A 19,195-nucleotide genomic window follows, 5' to 3' on the forward strand; every position below is an offset into this window, starting at 1 on the left:
CGGGGTTTGTCACTGAGCGGTGACAAAGAGCTACCCCTCACCCCAGCCCTCCCGAAACGTCGGACCGCCCGTAGGGAGAGGGGGCCGATCGCAGAATGCTGAAGAGTTGCGCCGACCTGAAAGAGCTGTACCGAATCCATAATCGACTCAATGCATCAGGTCGGCGCAATTCGAATGAACAACGCGATCGGTCCCCTCTCCCCCTGGGAGAGGGCTAGGGTGAGGGAAAGCCTTTGACTCAATCCGCCGAACGCGGCAATTGCAGGGTCACCCGCAACCCACCCTCACGCAGATTCTGCAGCGTCACTTCCCCACCATGGCTGTGGGCAATATTGCGCGCGATGCCCAACCCCAAGCCATAACCCTGCTGCTGCCCCGCCAGACGGAAGTGCGGTTCGAACACTTGCTCCAGCCGCTGCTCTGGAACACCCGGCCCTTCATCGTCGACGTGCAGAACAAACGCGCGCTCATCGTCGTCGATGTGCAAATGCGCGTTTTGCCCGTACTTCAACGCATTGTCGATCAGGTTACCGATGCAGCGTTTCAACGCCAGCGGCTTGCCCGGATAAGCCGCCAGCGCCTTGCCCTGCTGCGTCACGCGGCCATTGCCGTGCGGCGCCAGATACGGCTCCACCAGACAGTCGAGCACGTGGTTCAAGTCCACCGGCTCGATGTTCTCGTGGATGTCGGTGTCCTTCACACATTGCAGCGCGCCTTTGACCAGCAGTTCCAACTCATCCAGATCACGGCCGAACTTGGCCTGCAGCTGTTCGTCTTCAAGCAATTCGACGCGCAAGCGCAAACGGGTGATCGGCGTGCGCAGGTCATGGGAGATCGCGCTGAACAACTGGCTGCGCTCGGTCAGGTAACGGCTGATGCGCTCGCGCATGGTGTTGAAGGCGCGCCCCACTTCCACCACTTCACTGCCGCCGCCCTCGGCCACGGGCTCGACGTCGGCACCCAGCGACAAATCCCGCGCCGCCCGCGCCAGACGCTTGAGCGGCCGGCTCTGCCAATGCACCAGCAGGCCGATAAACAGCAGCAGGAATCCACTGGTGAGGACGATGAACCACACCTGCTGCGATGGCAGGCCTTGCTCTTCAAGACTGGTGTACGGCTCCGGCAACAGCGAGGCGATGTACAGCCATTCGCCCGGGGCCATTTGAATCTGCGTGACCAGCACGGGTGGATTCACCGGTTCCAGGGTCAGCGCGTAATGCGCCCAAGAGCGCGGCAGCTCATCAAGCTTCAGCCCGGCGTTGAAAATCCGCAGATCTTCGGGGCTGACAAAGGTCACCGAAATATCCGTGTCATTACCGAGCGTCTGACGCAGCACTTCGTCGACCGCTTTCATCACCGCCGCTTTACGCGGCGTCACCGGTAGCACATCCATGCCCAGTGGCTTGTCGTTGAGCGTCACCACGAATCGCGTGCCGCCCATGCTGCGCAATTGATCGAGCACCAACGGCCGATAAGCCACCGGCAACGAGCGGAAGTAACTGACGCTGGCGGTCATCGAATGGGCGAGGCTGCGGGCGCTGGTGACCAGGCCTTCGAGTTGCGTAGCGCGCAGTTGCGAGACCCAGATCACGCTCGACAAGGTCTGCGCGAACAGCACAGCGAGCAACGTCAGCAGCAACATCCGCCCGAGCAGCGAACGCGGCATCGGCACTTTGGCGGCGAATTTGCGCAGCGACTCAGTGACCATTGCCGGCAACCACGTTGGCTGCCAGTTGGTAGCCACTGCCGCGCACGGTACGAATCAGCCGTGGCGGTTTTTCCGTGTCGCGCAGGCGTTGGCGCAAACGGCTGACGGCCATGTCGACGATGCGATCGAGCGGCATCAAATCGCGACCACGGGTGGCGTTGCCGATGGTGTCGCGGTCGAGGATTTCCTGCGGGTGATCGAGGAACAGTTTCAGCAGGGCGAAGTCGGCACCGGAGAGAATTACTTCTTCGCCATCGGTGTGAAACAGGCGATGGCTGACCATGTCCAGCCGCCACTCGTCAAAGGCCAGCACGTCGCTGCCACTGCGCTCCTGTCCAAATTGCGCACGCCGCAGCAACGCCTTGATGCGCGCTTGCAGTTCGCGGGGGCTGAAGGGTTTGCCAAGGTAGTCGTCGGCGCCGAGTTCCAGACCGATCACGCGGTCGGCTTCGTCGGAACTGGCGGTGAGCATGATGATCGGCACCTGCGCCTGACGCGGATGCTGACGCACCCAACGGCACAGGCTGAAGCCGTCTTCGTCGGGCAGCATGACATCGAGGATCACCAGATCGCTCGGCGCCTCGTTGAGGGCCTGACGGAAACTGGCACCGTCGGCGGTGGCCCGTACCTGAAACCCGGCGCGGGTCAGGTAGGTTTCCAGCAACTCGCGTATTTCCTGGTCGTCATCGACCAACAATATCGACTTGTTGACTGAGCTCACTTCGAAGGCATCCTTGTTGTTGGAATTGGGGCGGATTATGCCTTAAGCACTGATTTTACAAACACCACAAAACAACTGTAGGAGTGAGCCTGCTCGCGATAGAGGTCTTGCATTCAACACATTGGTTGACTGATATGCCGCTATCGCGAGCAGGCTCACTCCTACAGTTTGATTGCATTTCAGACAGGGATGGATTGCTCGAGGGCCACACCCGCGCCCATCAGTCCGGAATACGGCGCTGTCACCAGCCACACCGGAATGCCTTTGAAGTAATCGCTCATGCAGCCTTTGTCAGCAAAGCTGCGGGCAAAACCGCTTTCGAGGAAGAAATCGGCAAACCGGGGAATCACCCCGCCAACGATATACACCCCGCCACGTGCGCCCGTGGTCAGCACGTTGTTGCCGGCCACACGGCCGAGCCAGCAGCAGAACTGCTCCAGCACTTCCAGGGCAATCGGATCACCCGCAAGACCGGCCGCCGTGATCGCTTCCGGGGTATCAAGCGTTGGCTCGTGCCCATCCACCGCACAGATCGCCCGGTAAACCCGTGGCAAACCGCCGCCGCTCAACGCAGTTTCCGCGCTGACATGGCCGATTTCGTTGTGGATGTGCTGCCACAGCTGCGTTTCACGCGGGCTGCTCAACGGCAGATCAACATGCCCGCCCTCGCCCGGCAACGCCGCGAAACGGCCCTCGCCAAGATCGAGCAAGGTGCCGACGCCAAGGCCAGTGCCCGGGCCGATCACCACCGCCGGGCGCAACGGCTCCGGCGTGCCCTCGCAGACCACGCGGAATTCGCCGGGCTGCAAACGGGTCATGCCCAGCGCCATCGCCGAGAAGTCGTTGACCAGCAACAACTGCTCGACCTGCAAGGTTTTGCAGAACGCGGTGCGACTCAAGCGCCAGTGATTGTTGGTGAATTTGAATTCATCACCACTGACCGGACCTGCCACGGACAAGCACACCGAACCGATCGAACCAGGCGCCAGACCGAGCCCGCTCAGATAGAGGCTGATTGCCTCTTCCGGGCTGGCATGGTCGGCCGTGGCCAGCACCTGAACCGATTCCAGTTGCTGGTTTTTCCACAACGCAAACCGCGCGTTGGTGCCTCCGATGTCACCGACCAAAGCCAGTTTCAATTAAGCGTCTCCAGGGCAGAAGTGAAGGCGCTGGCGCCCTGCTCCGCCGAGCTGAAGGCCATGCGCATGAAGCCGAACAGTTCGCGCCCGCTGCCGATGTTGTTGCCCAACAGGCCTTTGGCGGGTTCGCGCGCTGCAAATTCGGCGGCGTCGACCTTCAGTTCCAAGGTGCCTTTGACGCCATCGACGCGGATGATATCGCCCTCTTGCACGCGCGCCAAAGCGCCACCGACATAAGCTTCCGGACTGACGTGAATCGCTGCGGGGATTTTCCCCGAGGCGCCGGACATCCGGCCGTCAGTCACCAATGCCACTTTGAAGCCGCGATCCTGCAGCACGCCGAGGAACGGCGTCATCTTGTGCAGTTCCGGCATGCCATTGGAACGCGGGCCCTGGAAGCGCATCACGGCGACAAAATCCTTCTCCAGCAAACCGGCCTTGAATGCATCGGCCAAGTCCTGCTGATCCTGGAACACCATGGCTGGCGCTTCGACGATCTGGTTTTCCAACGCGACCGCAGAAACCTTCATCACACCGCGACCGAGATTGCCCTCCATCACGCGCAGACCACCCTCCGCCGAGAACGCACGCGCCACTGGACGCAGGATGTTTTCGTCGAGGCTGTCCGTCGGGCCTTCGCGCCATACCAACTGGCCGTTATCGAGGAACGGCTCTTTGGTGTACTGGCTCAAGCCGTGGCCGAGCACGGTGTTGACGTCTTCGTGCAGCAGCCCGGCGCCGAGCAGTTCGCGGATCAGGAACGACATGCCGCCCGCTGCCTGGAAGTGGTTGATGTCGGCTTTGCCGTTCGGGTAAACGTGGCTCAGGGTCGGCACGACTTCGGAGAGGTCGGCCATGTCCTGCCAGGTCAGTTGAATGCCCGCCGCCATGGCGATGGCCGGCATGTGCAGGGTGTGGTTGGTCGAGCCGCCGGTGGCGTGCAGCGCAACAATCGAGTTGACCAGCGACTTCTCGTCGACGATTTCACCGATCGGCATGAAGTTGCCATTTTGTTTGGTCAGACGCGTGACTTGGTGCGCGGCTTCACGGGTCAGCGCATCACGCAGCGGCGTGTTCGGGTTGACGAACGAGGCGCCCGGCAAGTGCAGGCCCATGACTTCCATCAGCAACTGGTTGGTGTTGGCGGTGCCGTAGAAGGTGCAGGTACCCGGGCTGTGGTAGGACTTCATCTCCGATTCCAGCAGCTCTTCGCGGGTGGCTTTGCCTTCGGCGTACTTCTGACGGACGTCGGCTTTTTCCTTGTTGGAAATCCCCGAGACCATCGGCCCGCCCGGGACGAAAATCGTCGGCAGGTGACCGAAACGCAGCGACCCCATCATCAGGCCCGGCACGATCTTGTCGCAGATGCCGAGCATCAGTGCGCCGTCGAACATGTTGTGCGACAGCGCCACGGCGGTCGACATGGCGATCACTTCGCGACTCGGCAGGCTCAGTTCCATGCCCGGCTCGCCTTGGGTCACACCGTCGCACATCGCCGGCGTACCGCCAGCGAACTGGCCGACCGAGCCGATTTCGCGCAGGGCATTCTTGATTTGTTCCGGGAACACTTCGTACGGCTGGTGCGCCGAGAGCATGTCGTTATACGAAGAAACAATGGCGATGTTCGCCGAGTTCATCATCCGCAGGCTGTGCTTGTCTTCGCTGCCGCAACCGGCCACGCCGTGGGCGAAGTTGGCGCATTGCAGCTTGCCGCGCATCGGCCCGTCGGTGGCGGCGCCGCGAATCAGTGCAAGGTAAGCCTGACGCGTGGCGCGGCTGCGGGCGATAAGCCGTTCGGTGACCTCAAGGACGCGGGGATGCATGTGTAGAACTCCAGGCTAACGGATGTGGCGACCTGATTGTCTATGCTGATCAAACGCCGTTGTTGTTGGAATGACAGACGGCTTTTTTGACCATTCGGACCAGTTGATTCAGGTCACTCGTTGTAGATAAAACAAAATATTGCCACTAAAAAGGCTTGTTTTCTATTTTTATGCGAATAATCTTGTAATTCCAACAACAAAACGACGGCGGCGCTGTTCCATGACTCTTCGAATCGCAATCAATGGTTTTGGCCGCATCGGCCGTAATGTCCTGCGCGCACTGTATACCCAAGGCTATCGACAGGATCTGCAGATCGTCGCCATCAATGATCTGGGCGACAGCTCGATCAATGCTCATCTGCTCAAATACGACACCGTTCACGGCACGTTCGACGCTCAGGTCGAGCATGACAACGAAAGTCTGACCGTCAACGGCGACCGCATTGCGGTCAGCGCGATTCGCAACCCGGCCGAATTGCCATGGGCGGCGGAAAAGATTGATGTGGTGTTCGAATGCACCGGTCTCTTTACCGATCGCGCCAAAGCGGCCGCGCATATTACTGCCGGCGCACGCAAAGTGATCATCTCGGCGCCGGCCAAAGGTGCCGACGCCACGGTTGTATATGGTGTGAACCACGACATTCTGCGCCAGTCGCACCAGATCATCTCCAACGCTTCGTGCACCACCAACTGCCTGGCGCCAGTGGCGCAAGTGCTGCACCGCGAGCTGGGGATCGAAAGCGGTTTGATGACCACCATTCACGCCTACACCAACGATCAGAACCTCACTGACGTCTATCACACCGACCCGTACCGCGCGCGCTCGGCCACACAGAACATGATCCCGAGCAAGACCGGCGCGGCTGAAGCGGTGGGCCTGGTGCTGCCGGAACTGGCGGGCAAATTGACCGGCATGGCCGTGCGGGTGCCGGTGATCAATGTGTCGCTGGTGGACCTGACCGTGCAGCTGAAAAAAGAAGCCAGCGCCGAGGAAGTCAACGCGCTGATGAAAGCTGCGAGCCAACATTCGAAGATTCTCGGCTTCAACACCCTGCCGCTGGTGTCCAGTGACTTTAACCACAACCCGTTGTCGTCGATCTTCGACGCCAACCACACCAAAGCCAGCGGCAAACTGCTGAAAGTGCTGGCCTGGTATGACAATGAGTGGGGCTTCTCCAACCGTATGCTGGATAACTGCCTGGCGCTGTGTAACGCCGAGTAATCCCCCTATCCCTGTGGGAGCGAGCTTGCTCGCGAAAGCGGTGGGTCAGTCGCTAGTTGAATTGGCTGACACTACGCCTTCGCGAGCAAGCTCGCTCCCACAGGGTTTCGATTTCAATTTGAAATCAACACTTGACCATTCGACTAGATGATAAGCATTATCATTCGCTTGAAATCGATCAGGTCCTCCCGTGAGTCAATCGCGCTTCAACCACGTTTTCCTCACCCAGCGCACATCCTTGCTGCGTACGCTGGAACGGATGGTCAACAATCACAGCACCGCTGAAGACCTGTTGCAGGAGACCTACCTGCGCGTGACGCGGGCGTTGAGCGAGCGGGCCATCGATCACCTCGAACCTTTTGTCTTCCAGACCGCACGCAATCTGGCGCTGGATCACTTGCGTGCGCGCAAGATCCATTCGCGAACCATGGTCGATGATGTGCCGCAGGATGTCGTGCACAGCGTCGCCGCCCCTGCCAGCAGCGCCGAAGACGCCGCCCACGCCGAACAGATGCTGGAGCGCCTGAACGTGAGCCTCAGTCAACTCAGCCCCCGCCAGCAACAGATTTTCATCCTCAGCCGTTTGCACGGAAACAGTTATCAGGAAATCGCCGATGAGCTGAATGTTTCCCTCAGCACCGTGCAAAAAGAACTGAAGCTGATCATGAGCATTTGTATCGGCGTCGCCGAGCGTCTGAATGGCGACTGAGGTCGTAGGCCTTTTCTGTAAGTGCCAGGATCGCCTGCACGGATCATCGGGCTTTGTTACCCTTGCCCGACTTTCACGCTTCACTTAAAAAAACAGCCGTGCGCAGACACTGCCGAGGAAACACCGTGACGGACACCCACCGCTCGCCTTCGCCGGATTCGGTGCAGGACGCTGCCAACGCAATGGACCAGGCTTTGGACTGGCTCATCGTGCTCGGCAGCCCGGACGAGGAGCAGACCCGGCAATTTCATGCCTGGCTGGCGGCCGATCCGTTGAATGCCGAAGCGTTCGCCAAGGCCCAGGCGATCTGGGATGGCCCGCAAGTCGCCCAATGCGCGCAAAGCCTGGCGGCCAAACCTGCGAAGGTCACTTTTCTCAAGCGTCTGCGTCCGCACTGGAAACCACTGGCCACTGCCGCCGTGCTGATCCTCGGTTTGTTCAGTTTCAGCAACTTGCCGATGCGCCTTCAGGCCGATCACCTCACGGTGGTTGGCGAGCGCCAGCGTCTGCAACTGGAGGACGGCTCGAAAGTCCTGCTCAATACCAATTCGGCATTCTCCAGCACCATCAACGATCAACAGCGTGTTGCCCGGTTGTTTCAGGGCGAAGCGTTTTTCGAGATCGCCAGCGGCCGCAGTCAACCGCTGGAAATCGATGCCGGCCCGGTCACCGCCAGCGTGCGCGATACCGCGTTCGCCGTGCGTTATCTCGATGGCGTCGCGCAGGTCAATGTGCAGCGCGGCGACGTCGATTTGCGCGCCACGCACAACGACGCCCGCGTGCGTCTGACTGCCGGTGAGAGCATCCGCATCGGCCCCAACGGTTTCGACCGCCCGGCCAAACTCGATGCCAACACGGACCTGGCCTGGGTCCAGGGCCGACTGGTGTTCGAGAACTGCCCGCTGAATCAGGTGCTGGCCGAATTGCGCCGCTACTATCCGGGCTGGATCATCAACACCAACGAGCAGTTGGCCGACGTCGCCGTAACCGGCAATTACCGACTCGACCAGCCGCTCGACGTGGTCCGTTCCCTCGCGCACATCACCTCGGCGCAACTGAAAGAATTCCCCGCCTTGGTCATCCTGAACTAAATGAGAATTATTTTTACTCGATAGCCAACGTCAGTACGTCTCGTTATAGCCAATGCAATTGATTCGCAACACGCGAAGCCAATCAGCCCCTATAAAGATTCGTGCGACACGGAGCGCTATCGATGTCCTCACGCCTTACCCGCCAGACCTCCTCCCCTTCCCGCGTGCTGTCGCTGCTGACCGCTGCCATCCTGATGGCCGGTGCTGCGCCGCTGATGGCTGCGACCGAACAACCGTCGCGCAACATGGGCGATTACTCGTTCGCCATCGGCCAGCAGCCGCTGGTGTCGGCGCTCAATGCCTTCACCGCCGTGACCGGTTGGCAGGTTGGCTTGCCGGCAGAATTGGGTCAAGGCGTGTCGTCACCGGGCGTGCGTGGCTCGCTGCCACCGGAAAAAGCCCTCGAGCGTCTGTTGGTGGGGACCAACCTGAGCTTCCGCAAAATCAGCAACAACAATGTCGTGCTGGAAAAGCGCAACGCCAGCGGCACGCTCAATCTCGATCAGGTGACCATCAGCGCCACCCGGCAGGAGCAGTCGGTCAACAGCGTGCCGGCCACTGTCACCGTGCAGACCCGTCAGGATCTGGACCGCAACAACGTCAACACCATCAAGGATCTGGTCCGCTACGAACCGGGTGTTTCCGTCGGCGGCGCCGGCACCCGCGGCGGCATCAGCGGCTATAACATTCGCGGCATCGACGGCGACCGCATCCTGACTCAGGTGGATGGCGTCGAAGTCCCGGATGGTTTTTTCAACGGTCCGTACGCCAAGACCCAGCGCAATTACGTTGACCCGGAAATCGTCAAACGCGTGGAAATTCTCCGTGGCCCGGCCTCGGTGCTGTACGGCAGCAACGCCATCGGCGGCGCCGTCAGCTACTACACCCTTGATGCCGACGACATCATCAAGCCGGGCAAAGACGTCGGTGCGCGCCTGAAAACCGGTTACAGCTCCGCCGATGACAGCTGGCTGAAGTCCGCCACCGTCGCCGGCCGTGCCGACCAGTTCGACGGCTTGCTGCACTACAGCCAGCGCGACGGTCACGAGACCGATTCCTACGGCAGCAACAACGGCACCGGTCTGGAACGCACCGCCGCCAACCCGGAAGACGTCAACGCCTACAACGTGCTGGCCAAGATCGGCTGGAACTACAACGACGATTCGCGTCTGGGCCTGACCTACGAAAAGTACAAGGATGATCGCGACACCGATCAGAAGAGTGCTTACGGCGGGCCGTACTTCAACGGCGCCCCGACCATCCCCGACAGCGTGCTGCCCGGCGGCATGTACCAGTGGCGCACCGGCAACGACACCATCACCCGTGAGCGTTTCGGCATCGAGCACTCGTTCGCCCTCGACAGCCTGCTGGTCGACAACGTGAAGTGGAGCCTCAACCACCAGATCGCCAAGACCGACCAGAGCACCACCGAGTTCTACTACCCGATCACTCGTAAGGTGCTGCGTACTCGCGACACCATTTACGAAGAGAAACAATGGGTCTTCGATGCGCAACTGGACAAGGCGTTCGCCATTGGAAACACCGATCACGTACTGACTTACGGCACCACCATCAAGCAACAGAAAGTCACCGGTTCGCGCAGCGGCGACGGCACTTGCCTGGCCGTCGGTCGCGGCTGCAGCGCCATCGGTGCGACCAGCACCGCTGACGTGTTGGCCAAAGCCACCGACTTCCCGGACCCGACCATCAACACCTACAGCGTGTTCGCTCAGGATCAGATCAGCTGGAACAACTGGACCTTCCTGCCGGGCCTGCGCTACGACTACACCCAGCTCAAGCCGCACATCACCCAGGAGTTCCTTAACACCGTGGCAGCGGATGGCCAAGGCACAGTCAGCGACGAGAACAAAACCTGGCACAAAGTCTCGCCGAAATTCGGCCTGACCTACGCCCTGACCGAGAACTACACCTGGTACGGTCAGTACGCTGAAGGCTTCCGCACCCCGACCGCGAAAGCCCTGTACGGCCGCTTCGAAAACACTACCACCGGCTACAGCGTGGCGCCGAACCCGGACCTCGAACCGGAAAAAAGCAAAAGCTACGAAACCGGTCTGCGCGGCAACTTCGAACACGGCTCGTTCGACGTGGCGGTGTTCTATAACAAGTATCGCGACTTCATCAACGAAGACGCTGTGACCCCGGGACGCAACGAGCTGACCTTCCAGTCGGCCAACATCAAGCACGCCACCATCAAGGGTGCGGAAGTCAAAGGTCGCCTGAACCTGGATGCGTTTGGCGCGCCGCAAGGCCTCTACACCCAAGGCTCGATTGCCTACGCCTACGGTCGCAACAACGACAACGGCGAGCCGATCAACAGCGTCAACCCGCTGACCGGCGTGTTCGGTCTGGGTTACGACCAGGACAACTACGGCGGCCTGCTGAGCTGGACCGTGGTGAAGAAAAAGGATCGCGTCGACGACAGCAACTTCAAGTCGCCGGATGGCGTCAGCAGCCAGTTCAAAACCCCGGGCTTCGGCATTCTTGATCTGGCCGGATATTACAAAGTCACCGACGACGTCACCGTCAGCGGCGGCATCTACAACCTGACCGACAAGAAATACTGGCTGTGGGATGACGTGCGCGGTTACGACAGCGTCGGCGAAGCTTCGGTGACACAGCCGGCCAACCTCGATCGACTGACCCAACCGGGCCGCAACTTCGCGATCAATCTGATCTGGGACATCTGATCCGGCGAACCTCACGGCGCGTGTTCAGGCACCACGCCGTGAGGTTTTTTTACGCTTGCACGTCGCCTTGTTCGTCTCGTTATCAAGCGCCTCTTTTATCAAGGACATGTCATGACCACTTCGGAAAAAGCCCTGCGTTCGCAACGCTTGAATCAGATCACCAATGAACCGCACAGCAAACTCGATGCATTGGTGAAGGCACACGCGCCGTTCGAGACCCGCACCAACTTCGCCCGTTTTGTCGTCGCGCAGTACCTCTTTCAATCGGAACTGGTCGACCTCTACAACGACGCCGAACTGACCGCCATCGTCCCGGATCTGCCGGCCCGTTGCCGCGCCGAAGCGGCCAAGGCTGACCTCGCCGATCTCGACACTGAAGTGCCGACACCGGTGGCGGGCGCGGTGAAAAACCCGAGCAAGGCTCGCGCACTGGGCTGGCTCTTTGTCTCCGAAGGTTCGAAGCTCGGTGCGGCGTTCCTAATCAAACGCGCCGTGGCGCTGGAGCTGAGCGAAACCTTTGGCGCCCGTCACCTCGGCGAGCCTGAAGGTGGCCGTGCGGAAGGCTGGAAAAGCTTTGTGCGTACCCTCGACTCGCTGCAGTTCACTGCCGAAGAAGAAGCCGAAGTCGAACAAGGCGCGATCGACGCGTTCAACCGCTTCACCGTGTTGCTGGAACAGGCTTACGCCACAGAAGCCGAAATGGCCTGATCCCCAAAACACCACAAAACCCTGTGGGAGCGAGCTTGCTCGCGAAGACGGCGGCACATTCAACACTGATGTGACTGACCTACCGCTTTCGCGAGCAAGCTCGCTCCCACATGGGAACAGCGCAAGTCTGTAGAATCCCCATCTCGCCTCACAGCAATCCCGAGCCCATGCCGCAACCCGCCTCCTCGAAACTCGCCCGCGTGCTGTTCGGCCTCTTGGCCTACGTCAGTCTTGGCATCGGCCTGATCGCCATCGTCGTGCCCGGCCTGCCGACCACCGAGTTCATCCTTCTCGCCGCCTGGGCCGCAACCCGCAGCTCGCCGCGCCTGAGTGCCTGGCTGGAAAACCACCGGCTGTTCGGGCCGATCCTCAGCAACTGGCGCAACGGCAAGATCATCGCGCGCAAGGCCAAGGTCAGCGCCACGGTAAGCATGTTGCTGTGCGCCACGTTGATGCTGGTGATGCTCGATCACGGCTGGCCGGTTTATCTGGCGATTGCCGGAATGAGCCTGGGCAATCTGTGGATCTGGTCGCGCCCGGAATCCATTCGGGTCTGCACTGACCCGTCTTCACACTGAAACATCCCTGTAATTAATCCCCTTTTCAGCACTTTCCCCTGCGCAAACGTTTAGCGCTGACCGTTCGTCGGCACGCGACTCATGCCCTCTGCTCCCGCGCCGATGAGCATTGAATGGCGCTGAATGGATTTGGCGAACCGGGTAGCTCCTGCCCGAATGCCACCCGTTTATTCATTCGCGAGATCGCCCCATGTTCGACTCTCTGTCCATTCGCCTGAAAATCGTCCTGCTCTCCGGCCTGTGCCTGCTCGGTGTGGTCGCGCTGATCGTCGGCATGAACATTTACCAGACCAATCAGAACGACGAACTGGTCAGCAACTCCAGTAACCAGTTGCTCACCGCCAGTGTGCAGAATCTGTTGCAAGCCAAAGCCGCCGAACAAGCGGTGCGGGTGCAGAAAACCTTCGGCGAAAGCCTGACGGTGATCACTGCCGTAGCGGATCAGATCAAGGACATGCGTGTCATGGCCGCCAAGCGTTCGCTGGACGCCGGCGCCTTGCGTGAAGAGTTGAACCTGAGCCTGAAAACCGCTTTTGAGCGCAACGACAAAGTGCTCGGCATCTGGCTCGCCTTTGAACCCAACGGCCTCGACGGCAAGGACAGCGAGTTCGTCAACGACGCCGCCCGCCAATCCAACGAAGCCGGGCGCTTCGCCACCTACTGGAGCCGCGCCGCCGGCGCCTCGCTGAACACCATCATGGTCGAAGAAGACCTGACCAAAACCACCCTCAGCGTCAGCGGCACGCCCTATAACAGCTGGTACACCTGCCCTCGCGACAACAAACGCACCTGCCTGCTCGACCCGTATGCCGACACTGTCGGGGGCAAGGAAATGCTCATGACGACCATTTCTGTGCCGTTGATCATCGACGGCAAAGCCATCGGCGTGGTCGGTGTCGACATCGCCCTCGACGCCCTGCAAGCGGCGGCCGTGGATTCCCAGCGCAGCCTGTTCAACAACGCCGGGCACATGTTGATTGTCTCCGGTAGCGGTGTGCTCGCTGCCGACAGTTCGGACGCAAGCAAGGTCGGCAAAAAGATCAGTGACAACCTCGGCGCCGACGGCAAGGACCTGCTGCAACTGGTCAGCAGCGGCACACCGAAGATTCTTGAACAAGGTGATTTGATTCGCGCCGTTTACCCAGTCGATCCGATTGGCAATTCACGCGCCTGGGGCGTGGTCATCGACCTGCCGAAACAAGTGCTGCTGGCTGACTCGGTCAAGCTGCAAGCAGTGCTCGATGATGCTCAGGAAACCGGTGTGATCACTGCGCTGCTGGTTGCCGTGGTCGCCGGTCTGGTCGGTCTGCTGCTGATCTGGCTGACCGCGTCCGGCGTCACCCGGCCGATCAATAGCGTTGCCGAGATGCTGAAGAACATCGCCAGCGGCGAGGGCGATCTGACCCAACGCCTGAACTACAGCAAACAGGATGAGCTGGGCGAACTGGTGAACTGGTTCAACCGCTTCCTCGACAAGCTGCAACCGACCATCGCACAGATCAAACAGAGCATCACCGAAGCACGCGGCACCGCCGACCAGTCTTCAGAAATCGCCCGCCAGACCAGCGAAGGCATGCAGGTGCAATTCCGCGAGATCGACCAGGTCGCCACCGCCTCCAACGAAATGAGCGCCACCGCCCACGACGTCGCCAACAGCGCCTCCAACGCGGCCAATGCCGCGAAAGGTGCCGACCAGTCGGCCAGGGATGGCATGTCGATCATCGAGCGCAGCACCCGCGACATCAATCAACTCGCCGACGAAGTCAGCAAAGCGGTGACCGAAGTTGAAGCGTTAGCAGTCAACAGCGAGCAGATCGGCTCGGTGCTGGAAGTGATCCGCAGCATCGCCGAACAGACCAACCTGCTCGCCCTCAACGCAGCGATCGAAGCGGCCCGTGCCGGTGAGAGCGGTCGTGGTTTCGCGGTGGTTGCCGACGAGGTGCGCAACTTGGCCAAACGTACGCAGGATTCGGTGGAAGAAATTCGCATCGTGATCGAGCGCATTCAGACGGGAACGCGTGGCGTGGTCGCGACCATGCATTCGAGCCAGACCCAGGCGCACAACAACGCCGGGCAGATTCGTCAGGCGGTCGATGCACTGGGCAAGATCAGCGACGCGGTGACGGTGATCAGTGACATGAACCTGCAGATTGCCAGTGCGGCCGAGCAGCAAAGTGCGGTGGCCGAAGAGGTCAATCGCAATGTCTCGGCGATTCGCACCGTCACCGAGACGCTGACCGGACAAGCCACTGAGTCGGCGGCGATCAGCAGTCAGCTCAATGCCCTGGCCAGTCAGCAGATGAAATTGATGGATCAGTTCCGCGTCTAAGCCACACCGCTGAACCCTGTGGGAGCGAGCTTGCTCGCGAATGCGGTCTGCCATTCAATGATGATGTTGAATGTGATGACCTCTTCGCGAGCAAGCTCGCTCCCACAGTGGTGAGTGTTCACCCGCTGGCGTTTTCATCTGACTCGAGATTGTTTTGCACTATCATCGCCCTCTCGCTCCGGAGGCCTTCGATGACTGATCTGCTCACGTCCATTCAAGCCGCACTCGGCTTGCCGCACACGCCGATTCCCTTCACCGCACAGGGCGCCCTGCCTTCGGCATTCGCCGTCACCGACCTGGCCTGCGCGAGCATCGCCGCGGCCGGTCAGGCCGTCAGCGAATTGCTCCGGCAGCAGACCGGTCAGCGACCTGCCGTTGAAGTCGATCGTCGATTGGCCTCGTTCTGGTTCGCCACATCAATCCGTCCCATCGGCTGGCAAGTCCCGCCACTGTGGGATCCCGTCGCTGGCGATTATCAGACTCGCGACGGCTGGATCCGTCTGCACACCAATGCCCCGCATCACCGCGCCGCCGCTGAACGTGTGCTCGGTGCCTGCGCCGACCGTGGAGCGATGGCTGCCAAAGTCGCGCAATGGGCGAGTACGGATCTGGAGCAAGCGGTGGTCGAGGCCCAGGGTTGTGCCGCCGAAATGCGCAGTTGGGTGCAGTGGCAGACGCATCCGCAGGGGCTGGCGGTGAATGCCGAACCGTTGGTGCATTTCCTGGATTCGTCGGATGAGAACAACCCAGCGTGGCAAGGCTCGGTGGCGCAACCGTTGGCGGGGATCAAGGTGCTGGATCTGACACGCGTGCTCGCCGGCCCCACCGCCAGCCGTTTTCTCGCAGGCCTTGGCGCCAACGTGTTGCGCATCGATTCCCCGACCTGGAATGAGCCCGGTGTTGTTCCGGAAATGACCCTCGGCAAACGCTGCGCGCGGTTGAACTTGCATGATCCGGTTGATCGTGCGGTGTTCGAAGGATTGTTGAAAGACGCTGACATTCTGCTGCACGGTTACCGCGCCGATGCGCTGGAGAATCTTGGTTTCGGCTTTGAGCGCCGTCGCCAAATCGCGCCGGGCCTGATCGATGTTGGCCTCAACGCTTACGGCTGGAGCGGCCCGTGGCAGAACCGCCGAGGTTTCGACAGTCTGGTGCAGATGAGCAGCGGCATCGCCGAGGCCGGGCAGCGCTGGCAGCAGGCAGACAAACCGACGCCGTTGCCGGTGCAGGCGCTGGATCATGCGACCGGGTATTTGCTGGCGGCGAGTGCGCTCCGCCTGTTGACCGAGCGTTTGAACACGGGTCGCGCTGGCTCGGCGCGGTTGTCGCTGGCGCGGACGGCGAAATTGTTGATTGAATCTGGGCCGGGTACGAGTGAGGTATTGCGGGCGGAAGATGAGCGGGATCAGGGCTCATTTCTGGAACAGACCCCGTGGGGCCCGGCGCATCGCTTGCAGGTACCGGTGAGGATCAGCGGCACGCCGATTCAGTGGGCGTTGCCGGCTACAGAACTGGGTTCTCATCATCCACGGTGGAATTAAAAGCCCCTCACCCTAACCCTCTCCCAGAGGGAGAGGGGACCGATTGGGGGATATTCGAGAGATTCACCGACTTGAACGATTGCCGCTGAATCCATAATCGACTCGGTCTTGCAGGTCGATGTATAGCGCAACACACCTCGGTCGGCCCCCTCTCCCTCCGGGAGAGGGCTGGGGTGAGGGCTGCAATTTCAAGCCGAGCGATGATGTATCAATCTGCCCGGCTCAAAGATGTCCACAAAAGCTGCGCCGCATACCCCCGATACGGCCGCCACGGCTCTGCCCGCAAAGACAAATTCCGCGCTGGCGGCCGCTCTCCTTCCAGCACTTCCAGTGCCCGCAACAACCCGACATCGCCGGTCGGAAACCCATCCAGATCGCGCAACTGCCGCAACGCAATGTACTGCGCCGTCCACTCGCCAATCCCGTGCAACGCCATCAACCGCGCCACGCCACCCTCGCGATTCGGTTCAAACAATGAAGGCTCATCGAGCAACGCCTGCGCCACACCCGACAGCGTCCGCCCGCGACTTTTCGGCATGCCCAGCGTTGCCAGATCTGCCGCCGCCAACACGCTCGCCTCGGGAAACACGTGAGTCAGCCCCGGCACGCCCGAATCCAGCGGCGCGCCATATTGCGCAACCAGTTTGCCCGCCAGGCGAATTGCCGCGACCACGGTAATCTGCTGCCCGAGCACCGCGCGAAACGCCAATTCCAAGCCATCCCACGCCCCGGGAATCCGCAACCCCGGGCACGCGGCGATCAACCGCGCCAGCAACGGATCATGGGCCAGATGCCCTTGCATCAGCGCCAGATCCGCATCCAGATCAAACATCCGCCGCACCCTGATAGCGATCTCGGGCACCGCTGCCGGATCAGGAAAATCCAGCTCGACCGCCAGCGCATCCGCCGTCCCAAGCCAGACCGAAACCGTGCCGTGAACCCCGTTCAAGCCAATGCTGCGTGAATACACACCATCGGCCACGGTCTCCATCCCGACCACCGCCCGTGCCGCCAGAAACCCCAGCATCGCGTCCCAGTCATACGGCAGCGCATTCGCAAGCGCCAACCTCACAACGACAACACACCGCTGTACAACCCATACGCCGCCAGCCCCGCGCCGATGATCACGCAGGTGAAAATGCCTTTCTCGACATGAGTGAACAACGGCTCGCCCGCCTCACGCTTAGCCTTGGCAAACAAAATCACCCCTGGCGCATACAACAGCGCCGACAGCAGTAAATACTTCACCCCACCGGCATACAACAACCACACCGCGTAACCGAGGGCAATGCCACCGATCAGCAGATCCTTGGTGCGCTCGGCCGAGGCATGTTCGTAGGTTTCGCCACGCCCGCTGAGCAGAACCGCGTACGCCGCCGACCACAAGTACGGCACCAGAATCATCGACGACGCCAGATAAATCAGACTGGTGTAAGTGCCCGCCGAAAACAGCGTGATCAACAGGAAGATCTGGATCATCACGTTGGTCAGCCACAACGCATTGACCGGGACGTGATTCTTGTTTTCCTTTTTCAGAAACGCCGGCATGGTCTTGTCCTTCGCCGTGGCGAAGAGAATCTCCGCACACAGCAGCGCCCACGACAACAACGCGCCGAGCAGTGAAATCGCCAGGCCAATGCTGATCAGCAACGCACCCCACGGCCCGACGATGTGCTCGAGCACCGCCGCCAGCGACGGGTTCTGCAGATTGGCCAATTCCGGCTGGCTCATGATCCCCAGCGACAGCACGTTGACCAGCACCAGCAGCGCCAGCACGCCGATAAAACCGATCACCGTGGCGCGGCCGACGTCGCTGCGTTTCTCCGCCCGCGCCGAGTACACACTGGCACCTTCGATACCGATGAACACAAACACGGTGACCAGCATCATATTGCGCACCTGATCCATTACCCCGCCGAAATTCGGGTTGCTGGTGCCCCAGATGTCGCGGGTAAAAATGTCAGCCTTGAACGCGACTGCGGCAATAACGATGAACATGATCAGCGGTACAACCTTGGCCACCGTGGTCAGCTGATTGATCAACGCCGCCTCCTTGATCCCGCGCATCACCAAAAAATGCACGGCCCACAGCAGCACCGACGCGCAGCCAATAGCGATCGGCGTATTGCCTTGGCCAAACACCGGAAAGAAATAGCCAAGGGTGCTGAACAGCAGAACGAAATAACCGACGTTGCCCAGCCACGCACTGATCCAGTAACCCCAGGCGGACGAGAAACCCATGTAGTCGCCAAACCCGGCCTTGGCGTAGGCATAGACGCCCGAGTCCAGTTCCGGCTTGCGATTGGCCAGGGTCTGAAAGACGAACGCCAGAGTCAACATGCCGATGGCCGTGATCCCCCAACCGATCAGAATCGCCCCGGCATCGGCGCGCGCCGCCATGTTCTGCGGCAGCGAGAAAATCCCCCCGCCAATCATCGAACCCACCACCAGGGCGATCAACGCGCCTAATCGCAGCTTTTGCGTCGGTTGCGACATTTCAGTTTCCCTTTGAATGTGTGGTGAGAATTTGGTTTTAAAGACGATTAACTAAACGGATAAAGGTAGATGACGTTTATCAAGTAACGCCAATTAACGCCCATTTATATATAGCCGATGACGCTAACGCCCTAGCACGCTAAGTCGGTTTTGTGCGCTGATCCCGATAATTCAATTCTGTACTGAAAACAGACACGGAAAATTTGCCAAAAGCTGAAAAAGAACTAGCGTGATAATTCGAAAGTAATAATAGCCATTCCCAAAGATGTAGCCACAACGCCTCTAGGACGGGCCTTGCGGGCAGGAGCTTTATGCCTTCAGCCGAAGCCTAAGTCATTCATTAACAATGGAATGTGACCATGCACTGATCTACGTCAGCTGTTTGAACAGACAACAGAACTACGCTGTGATCTCTTCTCTCC

At 60.3% G+C, this 19,195-nt stretch carries 13 protein-coding genes and 2 pseudogenes; 9 read left to right on the top strand and 6 right to left on the bottom strand.

Annotated elements, in window-relative coordinates; all coding sequences use genetic code 11:
* Window positions 1–238: 238 nt before the first annotated feature.
* The 4 genes from CLU80_RS06270 to edd form a co-directional block, all read right to left on the bottom strand.
* Window positions 239–1,708 carry an ATP-binding protein gene (locus CLU80_RS06270; RefSeq protein WP_099756994.1) on the bottom strand — a complete coding sequence of 490 codons (1,470 nt, stop codon included), beginning with the start codon at window positions 1,706–1,708 and terminating at the stop codon, window positions 239–241.
* Window positions 1,698–2,429, bottom strand: coding sequence for a response regulator (locus tag CLU80_RS06275; protein WP_003227460.1), 732 nt, complete (start codon window positions 2,427–2,429; stop codon window positions 1,698–1,700). The genes CLU80_RS06270 and CLU80_RS06275 overlap by 11 nt, the downstream gene beginning before the upstream one ends.
* A 179-nt stretch (window positions 2,430–2,608) precedes the next feature.
* Complete coding sequence (locus tag CLU80_RS06280; protein WP_099756995.1) at window positions 2,609–3,568, bottom strand: glucokinase; 960 nt, start codon at window positions 3,566–3,568, stop codon at window positions 2,609–2,611.
* Window positions 3,565–5,391: a phosphogluconate dehydratase gene (gene edd / locus CLU80_RS06285; protein WP_093430466.1), complete on the bottom strand. Its 1,827-nt coding sequence runs from the start codon at window positions 5,389–5,391 to the stop codon at window positions 3,565–3,567. The genes CLU80_RS06280 and edd overlap by 4 nt, the downstream gene beginning before the upstream one ends.
* A gap of 220 nt (window positions 5,392–5,611) precedes the next feature.
* On the opposite strand from edd, the gene gap reads away from it, so the two are divergent.
* The 9 genes and pseudogenes from gap (at window position 5,612) to CLU80_RS06330 (ending at window position 16,277) form a co-directional block, all read left to right on the top strand.
* Window positions 5,612–6,613 (top strand): type I glyceraldehyde-3-phosphate dehydrogenase, encoded by a 1,002-nt coding sequence (gene gap, locus CLU80_RS06290; RefSeq protein ID WP_099756996.1) that lies wholly within the window; start codon window positions 5,612–5,614, stop codon window positions 6,611–6,613.
* 190 nt (window positions 6,614–6,803) lie between these two features.
* Entirely contained in the window at window positions 6,804–7,322 is a 519-nt protein-coding gene (locus CLU80_RS06295; RefSeq protein ID WP_093430467.1) for an RNA polymerase sigma factor, read from the top strand.
* A gap of 125 nt (window positions 7,323–7,447) precedes the next feature.
* A complete protein-coding gene (locus CLU80_RS06300; protein ID WP_099756997.1) occupies window positions 7,448–8,413 on the top strand; it encodes a FecR family protein in 966 nt (321 codons plus the stop codon).
* A gap of 122 nt (window positions 8,414–8,535) precedes the next feature.
* Window positions 8,536–11,121: a TonB-dependent receptor gene (locus CLU80_RS06305; protein WP_099756998.1), complete on the top strand. Its 2,586-nt coding sequence runs from the start codon at window positions 8,536–8,538 to the stop codon at window positions 11,119–11,121.
* 111 nt (window positions 11,122–11,232) lie between these two features.
* Window positions 11,233–11,829 carry a biliverdin-producing heme oxygenase gene (locus CLU80_RS06310; RefSeq protein WP_093430470.1) on the top strand — a complete coding sequence of 199 codons (597 nt, stop codon included), beginning with the start codon at window positions 11,233–11,235 and terminating at the stop codon, window positions 11,827–11,829.
* A gap of 167 nt (window positions 11,830–11,996) precedes the next feature.
* Window positions 11,997–12,407: a YbaN family protein gene (locus CLU80_RS06315; RefSeq protein ID WP_064119128.1), complete on the top strand. Its 411-nt coding sequence runs from the start codon at window positions 11,997–11,999 to the stop codon at window positions 12,405–12,407.
* A gap of 463 nt (window positions 12,408–12,870) precedes the next feature.
* A pseudogene (locus CLU80_RS30600) lies at window positions 12,871–13,878 on the top strand (methyl-accepting chemotaxis protein); the annotation flags it as partial.
* A 330-nt stretch (window positions 13,879–14,208) separates the two neighbouring features.
* A pseudogene (locus tag CLU80_RS30605) lies at window positions 14,209–14,736 on the top strand (methyl-accepting chemotaxis protein); the annotation flags it as partial.
* Window positions 14,737–14,927: 191 nt separating this feature from the next.
* Entirely contained in the window at window positions 14,928–16,277 is a 1,350-nt protein-coding gene (locus tag CLU80_RS06330; RefSeq protein ID WP_099757000.1) for a CoA transferase, read from the top strand.
* A gap of 208 nt (window positions 16,278–16,485) precedes the next feature.
* On the opposite strand, the gene CLU80_RS06335 is transcribed toward CLU80_RS06330, so the two are convergent.
* Complete coding sequence (locus tag CLU80_RS06335) at window positions 16,486–17,349, bottom strand: DNA-3-methyladenine glycosylase family protein (RefSeq protein ID WP_099757001.1); 864 nt, start codon at window positions 17,347–17,349, stop codon at window positions 16,486–16,488.
* Entirely contained in the window at window positions 17,346–18,773 is a 1,428-nt protein-coding gene (gene arcD / locus CLU80_RS06340) for an arginine-ornithine antiporter (protein WP_093430474.1), read from the bottom strand. The genes CLU80_RS06335 and arcD overlap by 4 nt, the downstream gene beginning before the upstream one ends.
* Window positions 18,774–19,195 lie beyond the last annotated feature (422 nt).

The organism is Pseudomonas sp. 29 (genome assembly GCF_002754355.1).
GTDB lineage: Bacteria > Pseudomonadota > Gammaproteobacteria > Pseudomonadales > Pseudomonadaceae > Aquipseudomonas > Aquipseudomonas neuropathica.